16 protein-coding genes, 1 tRNA gene and 1 pseudogene are annotated in these 15,551 nt (G+C 62.4%); 8 read left to right on the forward strand and 10 right to left on the reverse strand.

Annotated features, from left to right (window positions below):
* Positions 1 to 85 precede the first annotated feature (85 nt).
* Positions 86 to 1,228 (forward strand): aromatic ring-hydroxylating dioxygenase subunit alpha, encoded by a 1,143-nt coding sequence (locus tag G7076_RS07985; RefSeq protein ID WP_166203498.1) that lies wholly within the window; start codon positions 86 to 88, stop codon positions 1,226 to 1,228.
* Positions 1,229 to 1,231: 3 nt separating this feature from the next.
* Here the strand turns inward: G7076_RS07985 and G7076_RS07990 are convergent, their stop codons facing one another.
* Positions 1,232 to 1,666 carry a response regulator gene (locus G7076_RS07990; protein WP_166201861.1) on the reverse strand — a complete coding sequence of 145 codons (435 nt, stop codon included), beginning with the start codon at positions 1,664 to 1,666 and terminating at the stop codon, positions 1,232 to 1,234.
* A gap of 54 nt (positions 1,667 to 1,720) precedes the next feature.
* On the opposite strand from G7076_RS07990, the gene G7076_RS07995 reads away from it, so the two are divergent.
* Both G7076_RS07995 and rsmD read left to right on the forward strand, forming a co-directional pair.
* Positions 1,721 to 2,482 carry a pseudouridine synthase gene (locus G7076_RS07995; RefSeq protein WP_240913751.1) on the forward strand — a complete coding sequence of 254 codons (762 nt, stop codon included), beginning with the start codon at positions 1,721 to 1,723 and terminating at the stop codon, positions 2,480 to 2,482.
* On the forward strand, positions 2,479 to 3,018 hold the full coding sequence (gene rsmD / locus G7076_RS08000; RefSeq protein ID WP_166201863.1) for a 16S rRNA (guanine(966)-N(2))-methyltransferase RsmD: 540 nt from the start codon (positions 2,479 to 2,481) through the stop codon (positions 3,016 to 3,018). The genes G7076_RS07995 and rsmD overlap by 4 nt, the downstream gene beginning before the upstream one ends.
* On the opposite strand, the gene G7076_RS08005 is transcribed toward rsmD, so the two are convergent.
* Both G7076_RS08005 and G7076_RS08010 read right to left on the reverse strand, forming a co-directional pair.
* Complete coding sequence (locus tag G7076_RS08005; RefSeq protein ID WP_166201865.1) at positions 3,015 to 3,386, reverse strand: hypothetical protein; 372 nt, start codon at positions 3,384 to 3,386, stop codon at positions 3,015 to 3,017. The two genes, rsmD and G7076_RS08005, sit on opposite strands and share 4 nt — an antisense overlap.
* 15 nt (positions 3,387 to 3,401) lie before the next feature.
* Entirely contained in the window at positions 3,402 to 3,983 is a 582-nt protein-coding gene (locus G7076_RS08010) for an SOS response-associated peptidase family protein (protein ID WP_166201866.1), read from the reverse strand.
* Positions 3,984 to 4,135: 152 nt separating this feature from the next.
* On the opposite strand from G7076_RS08010, the gene G7076_RS08015 reads away from it, so the two are divergent.
* Positions 4,136 to 4,435, forward strand: coding sequence for a glycine zipper 2TM domain-containing protein (locus G7076_RS08015; RefSeq protein ID WP_166201868.1), 300 nt, complete (start codon positions 4,136 to 4,138; stop codon positions 4,433 to 4,435).
* 142 nt (positions 4,436 to 4,577) lie between these two features.
* Complete coding sequence (locus G7076_RS08020) at positions 4,578 to 5,681, forward strand: hypothetical protein (RefSeq protein WP_166201870.1); 1,104 nt, start codon at positions 4,578 to 4,580, stop codon at positions 5,679 to 5,681.
* On the opposite strand, the gene G7076_RS08025 is transcribed toward G7076_RS08020, so the two are convergent.
* Entirely contained in the window at positions 5,659 to 5,904 is a 246-nt protein-coding gene (locus G7076_RS08025) for a DUF2794 domain-containing protein (protein WP_240913915.1), read from the reverse strand. The genes G7076_RS08020 and G7076_RS08025 overlap by 23 nt on opposite strands.
* 92 nt (positions 5,905 to 5,996) lie before the next feature.
* Positions 5,997 to 6,665, reverse strand: a complete 669-nt coding sequence (cysE, locus tag G7076_RS08030; RefSeq protein WP_166201874.1) for a serine O-acetyltransferase — start codon at positions 6,663 to 6,665, stop codon at positions 5,997 to 5,999.
* A gap of 140 nt (positions 6,666 to 6,805) precedes the next feature.
* Between cysE and G7076_RS08035 the strand changes: the two genes are divergently transcribed.
* Both G7076_RS08035 and G7076_RS08040 read left to right on the forward strand, forming a co-directional pair.
* Positions 6,806 to 7,591, forward strand: coding sequence for a sulfite exporter TauE/SafE family protein (locus G7076_RS08035; protein WP_166203502.1), 786 nt, complete (start codon positions 6,806 to 6,808; stop codon positions 7,589 to 7,591).
* Between the two features lie 56 nt (positions 7,592 to 7,647).
* Positions 7,648 to 8,565 (forward strand): hydrogen peroxide-inducible genes activator, encoded by a 918-nt coding sequence (locus G7076_RS08040; RefSeq protein ID WP_166201876.1) that lies wholly within the window; start codon positions 7,648 to 7,650, stop codon positions 8,563 to 8,565.
* A gap of 6 nt (positions 8,566 to 8,571) precedes the next feature.
* Here the strand turns inward: G7076_RS08040 and pgsA are convergent, their stop codons facing one another.
* The gene (gene pgsA / locus G7076_RS08045; RefSeq protein WP_166201878.1) at positions 8,572 to 9,138 is read right to left on the reverse strand and encodes a CDP-diacylglycerol--glycerol-3-phosphate 3-phosphatidyltransferase; all 567 of its coding nucleotides are present in this window, start codon (positions 9,136 to 9,138) and stop codon (positions 8,572 to 8,574) included.
* A 111-nt stretch (positions 9,139 to 9,249) separates the two neighbouring features.
* On the opposite strand from pgsA, the gene G7076_RS08050 reads away from it, so the two are divergent.
* On the forward strand, positions 9,250 to 10,548 hold the full coding sequence (locus tag G7076_RS08050; protein ID WP_166201880.1) for an MFS transporter: 1,299 nt from the start codon (positions 9,250 to 9,252) through the stop codon (positions 10,546 to 10,548).
* Between the two features lie 453 nt (positions 10,549 to 11,001).
* On the opposite strand, the gene G7076_RS08055 is transcribed toward G7076_RS08050, so the two are convergent.
* From G7076_RS08055 to rpsA, 4 genes and pseudogenes are all read right to left on the reverse strand, one after another.
* Positions 11,002 to 12,528, reverse strand: a complete 1,527-nt coding sequence (locus tag G7076_RS08055) for a GGDEF domain-containing phosphodiesterase (protein WP_166201881.1) — start codon at positions 12,526 to 12,528, stop codon at positions 11,002 to 11,004.
* 132 nt (positions 12,529 to 12,660) lie between these two features.
* Positions 12,661 to 12,744, reverse strand: a tRNA-Leu gene (locus G7076_RS08060).
* A gap of 85 nt (positions 12,745 to 12,829) precedes the next feature.
* Positions 12,830 to 13,126 carry an integration host factor subunit beta gene (locus tag G7076_RS08065; RefSeq protein ID WP_166201883.1) on the reverse strand — a complete coding sequence of 99 codons (297 nt, stop codon included), beginning with the start codon at positions 13,124 to 13,126 and terminating at the stop codon, positions 12,830 to 12,832.
* Between the two features lie 378 nt (positions 13,127 to 13,504).
* Positions 13,505 to 15,196 (reverse strand): annotated as a pseudogene (rpsA, locus tag G7076_RS08070) (30S ribosomal protein S1); the annotation flags it as partial.
* Positions 15,197 to 15,551 lie beyond the last annotated feature (355 nt).

The following is a 15,551-nucleotide window of genomic DNA, read 5'->3' on the forward strand; positions in this document are numbered from 1 at the left end:
GTTCGATTTCGCTTATGCTTAGCAGCCCTTTCGCGGCTGAACAGGGCCTTGCCACGCCGCGGCCCGAAGCGCAGACTTGAACATCATGGATGCCCCGGTCGCCCGTCACCCTACCCCTGGGCAGATTGCGCTTGCCGAAGCGATCGCGCGGGGTGAGCAATCCCTGGGAACTCGCGTCGAAACGATCAGCGCGGAGGTGTATCTCGACCCTCGCCAGTTCGATGCCGAGATGGTCAGGCTGTTCGCGTCCGTACCGCTTGTTCTCGCTCCGTCAGCGCTTCTCGATCGTACGGAAACGGCGGTCGCCCATGATGGCTATGGCTTTCCCTTGATTCTCAGCCGCGACCGCGACGGGACGACGCACATTCTCGCCAATGTCTGCCGCCATCGCGGAACGCGCCTCATCAGTCCGGAAGATGACGAACCGATTGCGGCTCGCCGGATCGTTTGCCCCTATCACGCATGGACCTATCGATCCGACGGGGGCCTAGTCGGAATTCCGCGCGCAGAATGTTTTCCCGGCATCGAGTCCGGCGACATAAGCCTCTCGCGCTTCGCCTCGCGGGAAAGCGGCGGCCTAATCTGGTACGCAAAATCCGCCGAGGCTGATTTCTCCGACGCCGAAGCCGTCGCTGCGGATTTCGACGCCTTTGATTTTGCGGGCCACCATCTTTACAGACGCAAGACCCACGCTGTCGCTGCCAACTGGAAACAGGTGATCGACGCCTTTCTAGAGGCCTATCATGTGCAGCGCCTGCACGCCTCGACCATCGCCGCCTTTTTTGCTGACGGAATCACCGCGGCGGACCGCATCGGCCAGCACCAGCGCGCGGTCGTCGGACGCGCCGACTATCTCGCCTCGGTCGACCGCTCGGACTGGGCCGCGCTCCGCCGTGCGGTCACCTTTACCTACCACCTTTTCCCGAACACGATTGTCGTGATCAGCCCCGACTACATCAACATCCTCGTCGTGATGCCGCAATCCGTCGGGCAATGCCTAGTCGAGGATTTCATGCTGATTCCCGACAAACCCGAGACCAACGAGGCCGAAGCTCACTGGCGGCGGAGCTGGGACCTGCTCGACGGTGCGGCCTTCGCGGGAGAGGATTTCAAGGCCGCCGAACTATGCCAGCGCGGTATGGAAAGCGGCCTCGCCGGTGACGTCCTGCTCGGCACGCTGGAAACCGGAATTGCCGATTTCCACAAGCGCGTCGAAGCCTATCTTTGAGCCTCAGCCCGGGCTTTTGATCGGGTAAAGCTGAAGACCTTTGGGCGGCTTGCAGGCCTTGCCGCTAATGTGCAGGTCGACCGCGTCCAACGCTGCGCGCAGCGTCTTCTCGGAGTACGGCTTCACCAGGCAGCCAATGGCCAGCTCCTCGGCATTGTCAGGCGGATGCCCGGTCACGAAGAGCACGGGAATACGACGTCGGACAGCTTCGCTTGCAACCTCGAGGCCCGTCTTGTCGCCGCGCAAGCGGACATCGCTCAGGACCAGATCGATCTTCCCGCGGTCCATGACTGCGATGGCTTCTTCGAAATCGTCGTGGGTGGCGACAACCTCGTAGCCGGCGTCTTTCAGCATGACCTCATTGTCGAACGCGGTCAGCGGCTCATCTTCAATGATGAGCACGCGCTTGACGCGGCGCTTTCGCTTCCCGAACAGCATCACCACCCCGTAGGACAATTCTCAGTGAAACCGCAACGTACGAAGCGCCATCCAGTGCCACAGACTCGATCCGCCGCCCGGCCAGAGGTCCGCGAAGACGGGAAGCAGCGCATTGCCAAGCTGCTCGCCCGTGCCGGGATCGCCTCGCGGCGCGAAGTCGAGAGGATGATCGCGGAAGGACGGGTCGCACTTGAAGGTAAAGCCCTGGAAACGCCGGCCACCCTTCTCGACGACCTGAAAGGCGTGACCGTCGACGGCAAGCCCGTGAACCCGCCGGCGGCCGCTCGGCTTTACCGGTTCTACAAGCCGGCCGGCGTGCTCACCGCAGCAAACGATCCGAAAGGCCGGCCGACCATCTACGATCGCCTGCCGCCGGGCCTGCCCCGGTTGATGCCGGTTGGTCGCCTCGACTTTAATACCGAGGGGCTGCTGCTGATGACCAACGACGGGGGCCTGAAGCGCCAGCTTGAACTGCCGTCCAGCGGAATTCGCCGGATTTACCGCGCACGCGCGTTCGGCGACGTCACCCAGGACCAGCTCGAGCAGTTGGCGGAAGGGGTGACCATCGAGGGCGTCCGCTACGGTTCGATCGATGCAAACCTCGAGCGGCGGACCGGACGTAACTGCTGGATCGAGCTTACGCTGACTGAGGGCAAGAATCGCGAAGTGCGGCGCGTCCTCGAGTATCTGGGGATGCAGGTCAGCCGCCTTATTCGCACGGCCTACGGACCGTTCTCGGTTGAGGATCTGGCGCCCGGAAGGATTGCCGAAGTCGGGCGCGAGGATCTCTTCCGCTTCCGCCAGACCCTGAAATGAGGATTATCGCCGGGGAGTGGCGGGGCCGGCCGTTGGTTGCGCCGGCAGGCCAGGCAACCCGGCCTACGGCTGACCGCGTTCGCGAAAGCCTGTTCTCCATGCTCGCGAGCCGGCTCGGCTCGTTTGACGGTCTCACCGTCGCCGATCTCTACGCAGGGAGCGGAGCCCTTGGAATCGAGGCGCTCTCCAGGGGCGCTGCACATTGTACCTTTGTGGACAGCGAGCGCGCGGCCGTGGAAGCTCTGCGACGTAATCTGCAGGCCTTGAAGGTGGGCGGGCGCGCCGAAGTTGTAAATTCCAAGGCCGGAAGCTTTGTGGCACAGCAACCATTTCATCTGATTTTTGCGGATCCCCCCTACGCTTGCGGCTCGGGAACAGCGGTATTCGAAACGGCAATCGCCAAAGGTTGGCTTCGACCCGGCGGGTGGATGGCGATAGAAACCGCGCGCGGCGATGCGGTCGATCCCGGGGGCTATGCACTTGAGGTCGAGCGCGACATCGGCCGCGCCCGAATCTCCATCCTGAGAAGTCTCTAGGCTTTCTTCGCCTTGTCCTCGGCCGATTTTTTCACGGCCTTGAATTCCTCGACAAGTCTTGCACCGATCGCGGCCGCAGCGGCCTTGCCCGCGTCCTTGACCGCGCGCGTGTTGCCCCGGCCGCTCCTGTCCGTGGTGCCCTTCGCGATGGCAGCAACCGCGGCCGTCGCTCCAACCGCGATGAGTTCCGCGACTATCGGATGCTCGGCCAGCTTGAAAATGACGTCGGCTGCGCCCGTTGAACTGGAGGCCTTGGACTTCTTTTCTTTCTTTCCGGCCTTCGAAGCCGAACCAGACTTTGCCTGCTTGGCCGGTTTTGCCTTCTTGGCTTTGGGTTTTTCGCCACCAGCCATCGCTTTCTTCGCCATTGCCGAACCTCCTATTTAGTCGATTAAACGCATGTCGGCGTCGGCGAAGGGAATGGCAAGGGCGCAAGCGTCCTCGCGACCTCCGTCGAGCCATTGCGCTGCCTGTGTGGGTCGAAGAATGACCGGCATCGCCTTGGGGTGGATTGCGCCGACTATGCCATTCGCTTCACATGTCAGGAAAGCCATGAACGGCCCGTCCGCAGCGTCTTTGGCGCCCGGACGCCACAGGCCCGCGAAGGCAAACAGGGGATCGTGCGCCTCGGTCATTCCGAACCACACCTTGCGCTTCTTCCCGACTTCGCCGGTCCACTCGCAAAAGCGCGACACTGGCACGATGCATCGCCGATCCGGCCGCTCGAGCGCGGATCTCCAGAACGGACTGCTGAGATTGCGCACATTGGTGACGGGGCGACCTTTGGCGGCGACCGGCCCGGGAAAGCCCCACGTAGCCATTTCCAGCGCCAGGCCGCCGCCCTCTCGCCGGCGAAAGATTGGCGCCTGCTTGCCGGGATAGATTTCGTCGAACGGGGGCAGGTTGTCGCGGTCGCCTTCGAAGGGACCGAACAGCCTTTTCAGTTCGTTGACAGTCGCGGTCATGGAATAGAGGTTGCACATCCGCTGTTTTCTCCGACCGGCCAGAACCTTTCGCTCCACTCATCGTTAACGCAGCCGGGTAACGTTAACCAACCCTCGCCACGGCCGGCCTCTTCGGCCAGCCTTCGCCTCAACAAAAGGAGCTCGCGTAAAACATGCGTTCGATAACGATGGCAGTTGCCGCTTTTTCCATGGCCGTCCCGGCGCTTCCGTCGGCAGCAGCCGCGCACGGCGACGGTTATTACCACGGCAAGACCTGGCGGGATTCGCAAGGCCGACTGCGCTGCAAGCGCCCCAATGGCACGACCGGACTCATCGTCGGCGCCGCGGGCGGAGCCCTTGTCGGCCGGGCGATCGACACGAAGGGCGAACGCGCCACGGGAACCATTATCGGCGCCGCGGCGGGCGCTCTCCTTGGTCGTGAAATCGATCGGAGCCGCTATCGCTGCCGCTGATCTGACCAGTTCGGCCGGCGCCCGTCGCCTTAAGGCGAGCCACCCTCCTTCACCCCCCGGGCGTCGGCCAACATCCCATCCATTGCACTGTATTGACACACCAATACACCTCCTGTAGGTTCGGCTGACAGGGAGGAATGGAATGTACACCCAGCAAGATCTTGACGAGGCCGTCGCCTCCGGTGCGCTTAGCGCCGAGTCCGCCGTTGCCTTTCGCTCATTCGTCGAAGGGCAGCGGGCTTTGCCCGCCATCGATGAAGAGCATTTCCGGCTCATCACCGGGTTCAACGATATTTTCGTTTCGATCGCCGCTGCGATCCTGCTGTTCGCAGTGGGCTGGATCGGTCAGTCGATCGGACAATCCATGGGCTTCGTCGTCGACCACAATGGCCCCAGCCCTCTCGCACCGGCCGGAGTGGCCGCTGTCGCCTGGGCACTAGCGCTCTTCTTCACCGCAAAGCGGCGCATGGCGCTGCCGTCCATCCTTCTTCTTCTGGCCTTTGTCGGGGGCGTGTTCCTGACCGTCGGCTTCACCGGTGCAGCGGTCGTCGGCGATCGGCCAAACGATCAGGAAGCCATCTATGCCGGCGCCATCGCCAGCATCTCGGGCCTCATCGCCGCGCTTAGCGCATGGGCGCACTGGCGTCGTTTCAAGGTTCCGATCACTATCGCTGCCGGCGCTGCGGCCGCCGCGGCGATCGTGATCGGCATCGTCATCGCCATCCTCGGCGATATCGAGACGGCTCCGAATGTCCTGTGGGCAACCATGCTGCTTCTCGGCGTCGGCGTGTTCCTGTTCGCTATGCGCTGGGACTCGTCGGATCCTGCGCGGCAAACCCGCCGCAGCGACGTCGCCTTCTGGCTTCACCTGCTTGCCGCGCCGATGATCGTCCATCCAGTCTTCACGCTGCTGGGGCTGAACGACGGCTCCGCGACCATCAGCGAAGGCCTGGTCGTGATCCTGCTTTACGTGGCGCTTGGATTCACCGCTCTGGCAATCGATCGCCGCGCGCTTCTCGTCTCGGCACTCGCCTATGTGCTCTACGCGCTCCAGGCCTTGTTCCGGGAGTTCGGGGCAGTGGAACTCAACATCGCCCTTACCGCACTGGTAATCGGCTCGGCGCTGCTCTTGCTGTCCGCCTTCTGGCATCAGGCCCGTGCAGCGATCGTCAGGCCCCTTCCGGAAGGTCTGCGTGCCAAGCTGCCCAACCTCGACCGGCCGGCTACGCCTTTACCAGCCGCATGAGCCGGCGCTCGAGCGGGGCAAGCACACCATTGAGGTCGTGACCCCGCTTGAGCACCGCGCCATGTTCCGAAATCAATGCGAACGCCCCTTGCTTCAACCGAAGCGAGGGGCGTTTCTCTATGCGAACTTCCGGCCTCTCGCAGTGCCGTCGAAATGCGCAGAACACCGCGAGGTCGACGTCAAAATCCATCGCATAGTCACGCCAGTGGCCTGCCGCGACCATCCGTCCGTAGAGGTCCAGGATTCGGTGCAGTTCCTCACGGTCAAAAGCAGTGATTGCGTATCGATTTCCCCGCTCTGGGAAATGCGCGACGTTCAAGCGCTCTTCGCTTTCGGCTGGGCGCCACGCCGCTCGGCGCGCAAGCGCTCGATCTCGCGCTCCAGTTCACAAAGTCTGGCCAGGACGGGATCGGCAATCTCGCTGCACGGCGTGCCGTAGGGCAGGAAGCCGGGAGCGGCATCCGTCGCGTCGACCAGGACAGCCTTGGCCGGAATGCCCACCATCGTCGCCCCTTCGGCCACATCTTTTGTGACGACCGAATTGGCGCCGATCTTGGCGCCCTTGCCGACAGTGATTGGGCCCAGCACCTGCGCGCCGGAGCCAATGACCACATCGTCGCCGATCGTCGGGTGCCGTTTTCCTGGGACGCCATCACTCGGGTTCGTCCCGCCCAGAGTGACATTCTGGTAGATCGTCACATTGTCGCCGATCTCGGCGGTTTCGCCGATGACCGTGAAGCCGTGATCGATGAAGAAATTTTGGCCGATCTTCGCCCCCGGATGGATGTCTATCGCGGTGATCAACCGCGCGAAATGATTGACGAAGCGCGCCAGGAAATAGAGTTCGCCTTCGAACAGCCAATGGGCCGCGCGATGCATCGCCAGCGCCCACACCCCCGGATACAAAAGGATTTCCCAACGCGACCGCGCCGCAGGGTCGCGCCGCTTCACAGAATCCAGGTAGTCGATCAACGCACCGGTCAAACACCCGCTCCTAAGGTTCGTATGTAATCTAAGCGTTCACAGTCGCAGTGAAAAGGCGGCACATCGCAAGTCAGGGTATCGCCGCTTGCGATGAACCGGTCATTCCGTCATTGCAGCGCCTCCCACAGGGGAGGACTCGCATTCTCGAGAATCTGCTGGCGGATCCCGCCGTCCTTCTCCCTTTCATCCTCATTGGCTTCGCCGCGCAGCTCGTCGATGGGGCGCTTGGAATGGCGTTCGGCCAGATTTCCAGCACATTGCTGATTGCGATGGGGGTGCCACCGGCTGCGGCTTCCGCCGGCGTCCACAGCGTCGAAACATTCACGACCGGCGTGTCCGGCATCAGCCACATCGCCCACAAGAATGTCGACTGGCGGCTCTTCTTTCGAATCGCGATCCCGGGAACGATTGGCGGGGTCCTAGGTGCCTATGTCCTCACCCAGATTTCCGCGGACGTCGCAAGGCCGTTCGTACTCACTTATCTGACGGCGCTTGGTATCTATCTCTTCTACCGCGGAGTCATGCACCGCCATACCGAGCGTGCGCCGAAGATCGTCGAGCCGCTCGGACTCGCCGGCGGCTTTCTCGACGCCGCGGGCGGTGGCGGGTGGGGTGCGATCGTCACATCCAACCTACTGGTTCAGGGCAGCAACCCCAGGAAGACGATCGGGACGGTCAACACCGCGGAATTCGTACTCACGGTAACGATCTCGGCGACGTTTCTCGCCACCTTGAGCTTCCTTGGCACCGACGATGAGAAGCATTTGCTACTGAAAGCGACAGTCGGATTGCTGATCGGCGGAGTCGCCGCGGCGCCGTTCGGCGCGTGGATTGCGAAGCGCGTAAATCCGGACCGGCTGCTGACATTCGTCGGTCTCGTCGTGACCCTCAGCAGCGGCTACGCGCTCTACCGGCTTCTGGCTTAGGACTGGCGCTCATCGCCTCACCCGATTAAGGGGTCGGCGTTTAATCGGGAAAGGCGATGAGCGTCCACCTTCCGACCATAAAGCAGCTGCAATATCTCATTGCCTTGCGCCAGCACGGCCACTTCGGGCGCGCGGCGGAAAGCTGCTTCGTCACCCAGTCAACGCTGTCGGCTGGAATCCGGGAATTAGAATCCCTTATTGGCGTGACGCTTGTAGAGCGTACGCGACGGGTCGTCCGCTTTACGCCGCTGGGAACGCGGATCGCCGACAAGGCGCTACGAGTCCTTCGTGAGACGGAAGAGCTTGCGGATATGGCCCGGGCCGAAGGACAACCGCTTACCGGCGAGCTCAGGATGGGCGTCATTCCCACCATTGCGCCCTTCCTTCTCCCGGCGCTTCTGCCGCAACTCAGAACGGCTTGGCCGCGCCTCAAGCTTTTCCTTCGCGAGGAGCCAAGCCAGGCCGCCTGCGATGCGCTTCACCGCGGGCAACTCGACTGCGTCCTGCTGGCCATGCCGTTCGCTTGCGGCGAAGTGGAAAGTGCCAGCCTATTCGACGACAGGCTTCTGATCGCTTTCCCCGCCGGCGACGCGCCCAGGGACAAGGCCGTCGACGCTTCGGACATCGACCCTGGCCGCCTGTTGCTGCTCGAAGACGGGCACTGCCTGAAGGAGCATGCCCTTGCGGCCTGTAACCGCCCCGATCTGCGCGCGGGCGCAACGATGATGGGAACATCGCTTCACACCCTGGTGCAGATGGTCGATAACGGCCTTGGCGTCACGTTCGTGCCGGCAATGGCCATCGAGTCCGGAATTCTCGAGCATACTCGGATCGTTACCCGCGAACTGAGTTCGAAGAATGCCAGCCGCAGGATTGCGCTGGTATGGCGGCGATCAAGTCCGCGGGAAGAGGAGTTCCGGCTTCTCGCAGCCAGCCTCGCCGAAATCGCCGGGGCGCGCGAAAAGGCTGCCTGAGCGGCCTTAATCCATGTGTTTCAGGCCGACCCTGAGATAGTCGTAGCCGGTTATGAGCGTCAGCGCCGCAGCAGCCCAGAGGCAGACGAGGCCGGTCGTATGGACCCACTCATCATTGGGAAATGCACCGGAGAGGATCAGCGCGCCAAGCGCCACCAACTGAAACGTCGTCTTCCATTTCGCCAGCGCGCTAACCGGGACGGACACGTTCGATGGCGCAAGAAATTCGCGAAGCCCCGAAACGATGATTTCGCGCAGCAGGATGATCAGCGCGGCGATGATGTGAAGCCCGTCGATCTCCGGAATCGGATTGGCCTTGCGGCTTGAAATGAGCATTATCAGCACGGCCGCGACCATGATCTTGTCGGCGATCGGATCGAGGAACTGGCCGAGGCGGCTGATCTTCCCCTGGGCCCGCGCCAGGTACCCATCGAAGTAATCGGTTATCCCGACCAGGCAGTACAGGACGAACGTCACCAGGTAATCGATTGGCGTCGGCCGCCATAGCAGGAATACCAGCAGCGGCACCGCGAAGATGCGTGACAAGGTGAGCAGGTTGGGCAGGCTCAGCATGGCGCCACTGCTTAATCACTTGCCGTTCAATGGCAATCTTGCCCCGACCGAGCGATCCTTTATTGCAACGGCCGTGGAATGCCCCAAAGCACTGGGCCTTGAGGAGCGTTCATGCAGAATACGGTCCATCTGCTTCGAACGCGGCGGTTCCTGCCGATATTTCTCACCCAGTTCCTCGGTGCATTCAACGACAACCTGTTTCGCACGTCGATGGTCATGCTGGTGATCTACGGCATCTACCGGGATCCGCAGCAGGAAGCGACGTTCAGCGCGATTGCAGGCGGGCTGTTCATCCTGCCCTTCTTCCTGCTCTCCGCGTTAGCCGGCCAGCTTGCGGACGAGCGCGACAAGGCCGTCATCGTGCGCATCGTAAAAACGGCTGAAATCCTGATCATGATCGTTGGCGCCGCCGGCCTGCTCCTGCACAACGTCCCACTGCTGCTGGCCGCCCTTTGCGCAATGGGCATCCACTCGACATTCTTCGGGCCGATCAAATACGCTATCCTGCCGCAGCACCTGGAGGGCGATGAAGTACTAGGCGGCACGGGGCTTGTGGAGGCCGGGACCTACATCGGCATCCTTGCCGGCACCCTGCTTGGCGGAGTTCTGGTCCTGCAAAACCCGGATGGCAGCTTTCACGCGGAATGGGGAGCGCTTGCCGTGATTCTCGTCGCTGTCGTGGGCCGTGTGACAGGACACTTTGTCCCTCCTGCCCCGCCGGATCCCGAAGCCCCGTCGTTTCATTTCGACTGGCACATTGTCCGCGCCTCTATCCGGTTGGTCAGCGCGACCTTGCATATTCCCCGACTGTTCCTGGCGATCATCGCGATCAGCTTCTTCTGGGCCATGGGTGCGGTCCTCGCCGCCCAGTTCCCGCCGCTAGTCAAGAACGCCATCGGCGCCGACCAGACTGTCGCCACGCTCTTTCTCGGCACCTTCTCGATCGGCGTGGCAGCCGGCTCCATCGCCGTGAACCGGCTGCTTGGCGGACAGGTCTCGGCAAAATTCTCGCCGGCGTCGGCGCTATTGATGGGTCTCTTCGTGCTCGATCTCTACCGCCGGGTGAAATACTGGCCGGCTGATCCCGACGCGCTTCGCGATCTGAGCGCATTCTTGGCGATGGACGGCAGCTGGATGATCGTCCTTGATTTGCTTGGCGTTGCGGTGGCGGGCGGAATGTTCGTCGTGCCGCTCTATGCCTTCCTGACTACCACCGTACCCAAGGCAGAAACCGCGCGGACGATCGCCGCCAACAACATCGTCAATTCAGGTCTGATGGTGGCGGCAACCCTGATCCTGACAGTGGCAGTCCAGCTTGGCGTAACCGTAGCAGACAGCCTGCTAATCGTCGCCGCCGCCAGCACCATTGCCGCATGGCTTGGCTGGAAACTTCATCTGGCTTGCGATTGAGCAACACAGCCGAGCGTTAGGGAAGCTTCGCACAGCAAAGGTGAACTAACGTCGAAGAGACTGCGAATGCCGGCCAGCCTTGAGAAGCGAAGACTGACGGCGCGGATTCACTCAGCGCCGGCAACCCTGCAGGCCAAGTATGTCATCGGAGCCGAACGTTTCCGAGACGGTTAGGCCAAGTAGACTGACATAAAAGTCAGCCCACCAAGGAAGAACATTGCGAACAGCTTTGCGTCCTCTAAAAGACTACTCGGCGTCTCAGCAACACCCTGACCATCTACGTATGGCGTCCTTCGCCCGAAAGCGAATGGATGCCTGCGCTGCCATGACCTCACGGTAACCATAAAAACCTTAATGCCGTTTTTACCATGTCTTTCAACCAGGCATGACGGCACACGGTTCCTGCCGTCCCTAAGCGGGACGCGGCGACAATCTCCTTATCAGTAAGCTGTTTTAGTTCGCGCGGCGGGCACGGTCGGGTAAGGCGGCCGGGGCCTCGCGTTCGATCAGCTGTTCCGCCTGGCTGGCGGTCATCGGCTTGCCGAAATACCAGCCTTGGCCGAGCGCGCAGCCGTAGCCAAGGACCGTCGTATGGGTCGGTGCATCCTCGATCCCCTCGACGATGACCGGTACCTTAATGGCATGGGCAAGGTCGGTCACGGCGCGGACGATCGCGGCGCATTCGGCGTTCGTCGTCACGGATGAGGTGAAGCTACGATCGATCTTGATCACGTCGAACGGCAGCGAACGCAGGTGCGCGAGCGAAGAGAAGCCGGTACCGAAATCGTCAAGCGCCAGCCGAATTCCCTGGTTCTTAAGGCTCGCAGTGATCGAACGCGCAAGCTCGAGGTCGGCGAACAGCGAGCTCTCGGTAATCTCGACGATTAGCCGCTCGGCCGGGAAACCGGATTCGGCGAGAAGCCGCATCAACCGCTGCGCCAGCCACGGGTCGGCGAGCTGCGACGGGGAAATATTAACCGATATGCTGAGGTTCGAATCCCACTTGCTTGCCGATTGCAGGGCAACGGCGATGACCTGCTCGGACAGGCGGCTGATCAGCCCATGCTCCTCGGCCACCGGAATGAAGACTTCGGGCAGGATGATGCCGCTTAGCGGATGATTCCACCGCGCGAGAACCTCGAAGCCGATGATGTTACCGGTCGCAAGGTCAACCTGCGGCTCAAAGAACGGCAGGAATTGCTGATGCTCGAGAGCGTAGCGGATGCCCTGCTCGATCTCGACATGCGCAAGCAGCGCCCGTTCCATGCCCTGGTCAAAGGAAACTGGGCGTGCCGACCGGCCGCTCCGTGCACGGTCAAGCGCGATGTCCGCCCGGCGGAGCAGATCGGGCAATGGCGATTCCTTCGGGTCGCCGACGGCGATACCCGCATAGGCGCCAACCTGAAGCATCTTGCCATTGATATCGAACGGTGATGTGACCCGCCGAAGCAAGTCGGTCGCCATTTGCTCCGCCGTGCCCGAATCGCCCGCTTTGATTCCGAAAGCGACCGCGAACTCGTCTCCGTTGAGGCGAGCGGCAATTGCATCTTTCGGAGCGATTTCGGTGATCGCGGCGGCGATCCGGCGGAGCATGCCGTCACCGGTTTCGTAGCCGTGGCGGTCGTTGATCGCCTTGAATCGGTGGAGCTGGATGGAGATCACGGCCATCCAACGCTCGGCCTCGTCGAGTTCCTGGCGCAGTTCCAGGCCCCGGTCGGCAAGGCCCTTGCGATTGGCGAGGCGCGTCACGACGTCGCTCGAGGCAAGCTCGGCCGCCCGACGTTCCGCCTCGACCCGCCGTTCGTTGTCGTGCTGGATGTCGGCGAGGCGCCTGAGGCCGGCAATGATGAGCGCGACATTGAGCATCACCATGATGAGGTTCAGCTTGGCACTCTCACCCGCCCAGCGCTCGGCGCTTGCCAGGAAATTGGTGCCATTGAGGATCAGCAGGAGCGTGGCGCCGATTAAAATCACCGACACCAGCAGCTCCAGCTGCGACCGGCCTCCCTGGACCGGCGGCGATCCGAAGACCCCGCTTCTACGCAATTTCAATCCCACGAGGGACGAATTACCAGACAGGCTTTAACAAATTCTGTTGTTCTGAAGTAATCGTGCGGACGGCGGGACTCGAACCCGCACGCCCTTACGGGCAGAAGATTTTAAGTCTCCAGCGTCTACCGGTTCCGCCACGTCCGCACGAGCTGGATTCCAACCGTCATTTCCGACCGGCGGTCAAGTCCTTTGCTAGGGCAGCTCGCGGTTGGGGGCGCCCGCTGCGCGGTTATTCCGCGGTGACCTCACCAAGGTTCAGCCGCTCGCGCATTTCCTTGCCAGGCTTGAAATAGGGAACGCGCTTGGCCTTGACGTCCACCGCTTCGCCGGTGCGCGGATTGCGGCCGACGCGGGCATCGCGCTGGCGGGTCGAGAAGGCGCCGAAGCCGCGAAGCTCGACACGGCCGCCATCGGCCAGTTGCTCGGTAATACTGTCGAACAAAGCGGTGACGACCAGCTCTATCTCGCGCTGCGTCAAATCCGGAAAGTCCCCGCACAGTTTCTGGACGAGTTCGGACCTGATCATATTAATTGCTCCCCCCCGGGATCTGAGTCGTGCCGGGCCCTTCCCCGCATTTGGCCCAGCGGTTTCCGATGCTTGCTGTCAGCAAAATCGCCGTGGTGCAAGCACTTCCCTGTTACCGTTCAACGAAAAAGGGCGCGACTGGCAAGGCCGGCCGCGCCCCATTTCGTGACACTTCGATTAGGCTCAGGCCTCCGAAGCCGGCTCTTCTGCCACGACTTCTTCCGCCGGCACTTCAGCCTCGGCCTCGGCCTCGGCCTTCTTGGACTTTTTCGCAGGCTTGGCTTCAGCTTCCTCGGCGTCAGCCTTCTTTGCCTTGGCCGGCTTGGCCTCGGCGTCGTCGGCCTTCTTCGCCTTGCCGGCCGGCTTGGTGCCGGCTTCCTTCAAGGCTGCGCCAAGGATGTCGCCAAGCGACGCGCCGCTGTCGGACGAGCCGTACTGCGCAACCGCCTGCTTCTCCTCGGCGATCTGAAGTGCCTTGATCGAGAAGTTCGGCTTCTTCGACCGGTCGAAACCGGTGACGAGCGCGTCGAACTTCTGGCCAACCTGGAAGCGCTCCGGACGTTGCTCGTCGCGGTCGCGGCCAAGGTCCGTGCGCTTGATGAAGCCGCTTGCTCCATCGTCGCCAATCTGGACTTCCAGCCCGCCATCGCGAACCTCGAGGACGGTGACCGTGACCGTGTCGCCCTTGTTCGCGCCAGCGCCGGCGCCAGTGCCGCCCTTGGCGACACCGCCCCGCTCAAGCTGCTTCATGCCAAGGCTGATCCGCTCACGCTCGACGTCCACTTCCAGAACGACTGCCTTCACCATCTCGCCCTTGCGGTGGAGGTGAAGAGCGTCCTCGCCGGAGATGCCCCATGCGATGTCCGACATGTGCACCATGCCGTCGACGTCGCCCGGAAGACCGATGAACAGGCCGAACTCGGTCGAGTTCTTGACCTCGCCCTCGACCTCGGTTCCGACCGGATACTTCTCTGCGAAGTCCGCCCACGGATTCGCCTGGGCCTGCTTGAGGCCAAGCGAAATCCGGCGCTTTTCCTGATCGACTTCCAGCACCTTCACTTCGACTTCCTGGCTGGTCGAGACGATCTTGCCCGGATGGACGTTCTTCTTGGTCCAGCTCATTTCGGAAACGTGGACCAGGCCTTCGATGCCTGGCTCCAGTTCCACGAAAGCGCCATACTCGGTGATGTTGGTCACGCGGCCGGTGAAAGTACCGTCGATCGGGTACTTGGCGGCGGCGCCTTCCCACGGGTCGGCTTCCAGCTGCTTCATGCCAAGGCTGATTCGCTGGGTATCGCGGTTGATGCGGATGATCTGCACCTTCACCGTATCGCCGATGTTGATGATCTCGCCCGGGTGGTTGACGCGCTTGTAGCTGATGTCGGTGACGTGCAGCAGGCCGTCGATCCCGCCGAGGTCGACGAACGCACCGTAATCGGTGATGTTCTTGACGACGCCCTCGATCACCTGGCCCTCGGCCAGACTCTGGATGAGGCCGCTGCGCTGTTCGGCGCGGGTCTCTTCTAGGATGGCGCGGCGCGACACGACGATGTTGCCGCGGCGGCGGTCCATCTTCAGGATCTGGAACGGCTGGGCGATGTCCATCAGCGGGGCGACGTCGCGCACCGGACGAATGTCGACCTGGCTACCCGGAAGGAACGCCACGGCGCCGCCGAGGTCGACGGTGAAGCCGCCCTTGACGCGGCCGAAGATCGTGCCGTCGACGCGGTTGCCGGCTTCATATTCCTTCTCGAGCTTGTCCCACGCGGCTTCGCGGCGAGCGCGGTCGCGGCTCAGCATCGCTTCGCCCTGAGCGTTCTCGACGCGGTCGACATAGACCTCGACGGTGTCGCCGACCTTGATCTCGGCCTTCTGGCCAGGAGCCGCGAATTCGCGAAGCGAGACGCGGCCTTCGCTCTTCAGGCCGACGTCGATGACGGCAAGGTCGTTTTCGATCGCGGTGACGGTGCCCTTGACGACGCGGCCTTCGAAGGTCTCGTTCTCGCCGCCCAAGGATTCGTTGAGCATCGCCGCGAAATCGTCGCGGCTCGGAAATGCCGTGCTGGCCATATAAAAACAGTCTCTCGAACAATGCGAAGGCCGCCAGCCGGGAACCACTCCTCGGCTTACCATCTGGCGGACTTGGCTGTGCCAAATCTGCCTTCCCCCGCCTCATGCGAAGGAAAGCGCCCTGTTCCTAGAAAGCCGTCGGCGGCGGATCGAGCCAAAGCGAGCCGCGGAGCCGGGAGCGGATGCTCAACCAACCCAACACGCTCGCCGAGGATAGACGGGCCGCCAACGCCCCTCAGGCGTCGGACGGGCGCGCCTTACTCTACAGCGCCTCTCAGAGCAAGTCGGCGGCCCGGGTGTCCGGTAAACATTCAGGGGTTGGCGCTGGCGCCGCCCGAACTCCCAAGGTTAAAGA

Origin of the sequence: Sphingomonas sp. HDW15A (assembly GCF_011301715.1) — a bacterium.
GTDB lineage: Bacteria > Pseudomonadota > Alphaproteobacteria > Sphingomonadales > Sphingomonadaceae > Sphingomicrobium.

Bases quoted from the DNA above. Each gene is read 5' to 3' on its own strand.
- pgsA (WP_166201878.1), bottom strand. From the start codon at position 9,138: ATGCTGAGCCTGCCCAACCTGCTCACCTTGTCACGCATCTTCGCGGTG.
- G7076_RS08020 (WP_166201870.1), top strand. From the start codon at position 4,578: ATGTACACCCAGCAAGATCTTGACGAGGCCGTCGCCTCCGGTGCGCTT.
- G7076_RS08015 (WP_166201868.1), top strand. From the start codon at position 4,136: ATGCGTTCGATAACGATGGCAGTTGCCGCTTTTTCCATGGCCGTCCCG.
- G7076_RS07990 (WP_166201861.1), bottom strand. From the start codon at position 1,666: ATGCTGTTCGGGAAGCGAAAGCGCCGCGTCAAGCGCGTGCTCATCATT.
- G7076_RS08050 (WP_166201880.1), top strand. From the start codon at position 9,250: ATGCAGAATACGGTCCATCTGCTTCGAACGCGGCGGTTCCTGCCGATA.
- G7076_RS08025 (WP_240913915.1), bottom strand. From the start codon at position 5,904: ATGGTCGCGGCAGGCCACTGGCGTGACTATGCGATGGATTTTGACGTC.
- G7076_RS08065 (WP_166201883.1), bottom strand. From the start codon at position 13,126: ATGATCAGGTCCGAACTCGTCCAGAAACTGTGCGGGGACTTTCCGGAT.
- G7076_RS07985 (WP_166203498.1), top strand. From the start codon at position 86: ATGGATGCCCCGGTCGCCCGTCACCCTACCCCTGGGCAGATTGCGCTT.
- rsmD (WP_166201863.1), top strand. From the start codon at position 2,479: ATGAGGATTATCGCCGGGGAGTGGCGGGGCCGGCCGTTGGTTGCGCCG.
- G7076_RS08010 (WP_166201866.1), bottom strand. From the start codon at position 3,983: ATGACCGCGACTGTCAACGAACTGAAAAGGCTGTTCGGTCCCTTCGAA.
- G7076_RS08040 (WP_166201876.1), top strand. From the start codon at position 7,648: ATGAGCGTCCACCTTCCGACCATAAAGCAGCTGCAATATCTCATTGCC.
- G7076_RS08005 (WP_166201865.1), bottom strand. From the start codon at position 3,386: ATGGCGAAGAAAGCGATGGCTGGTGGCGAAAAACCCAAAGCCAAGAAG.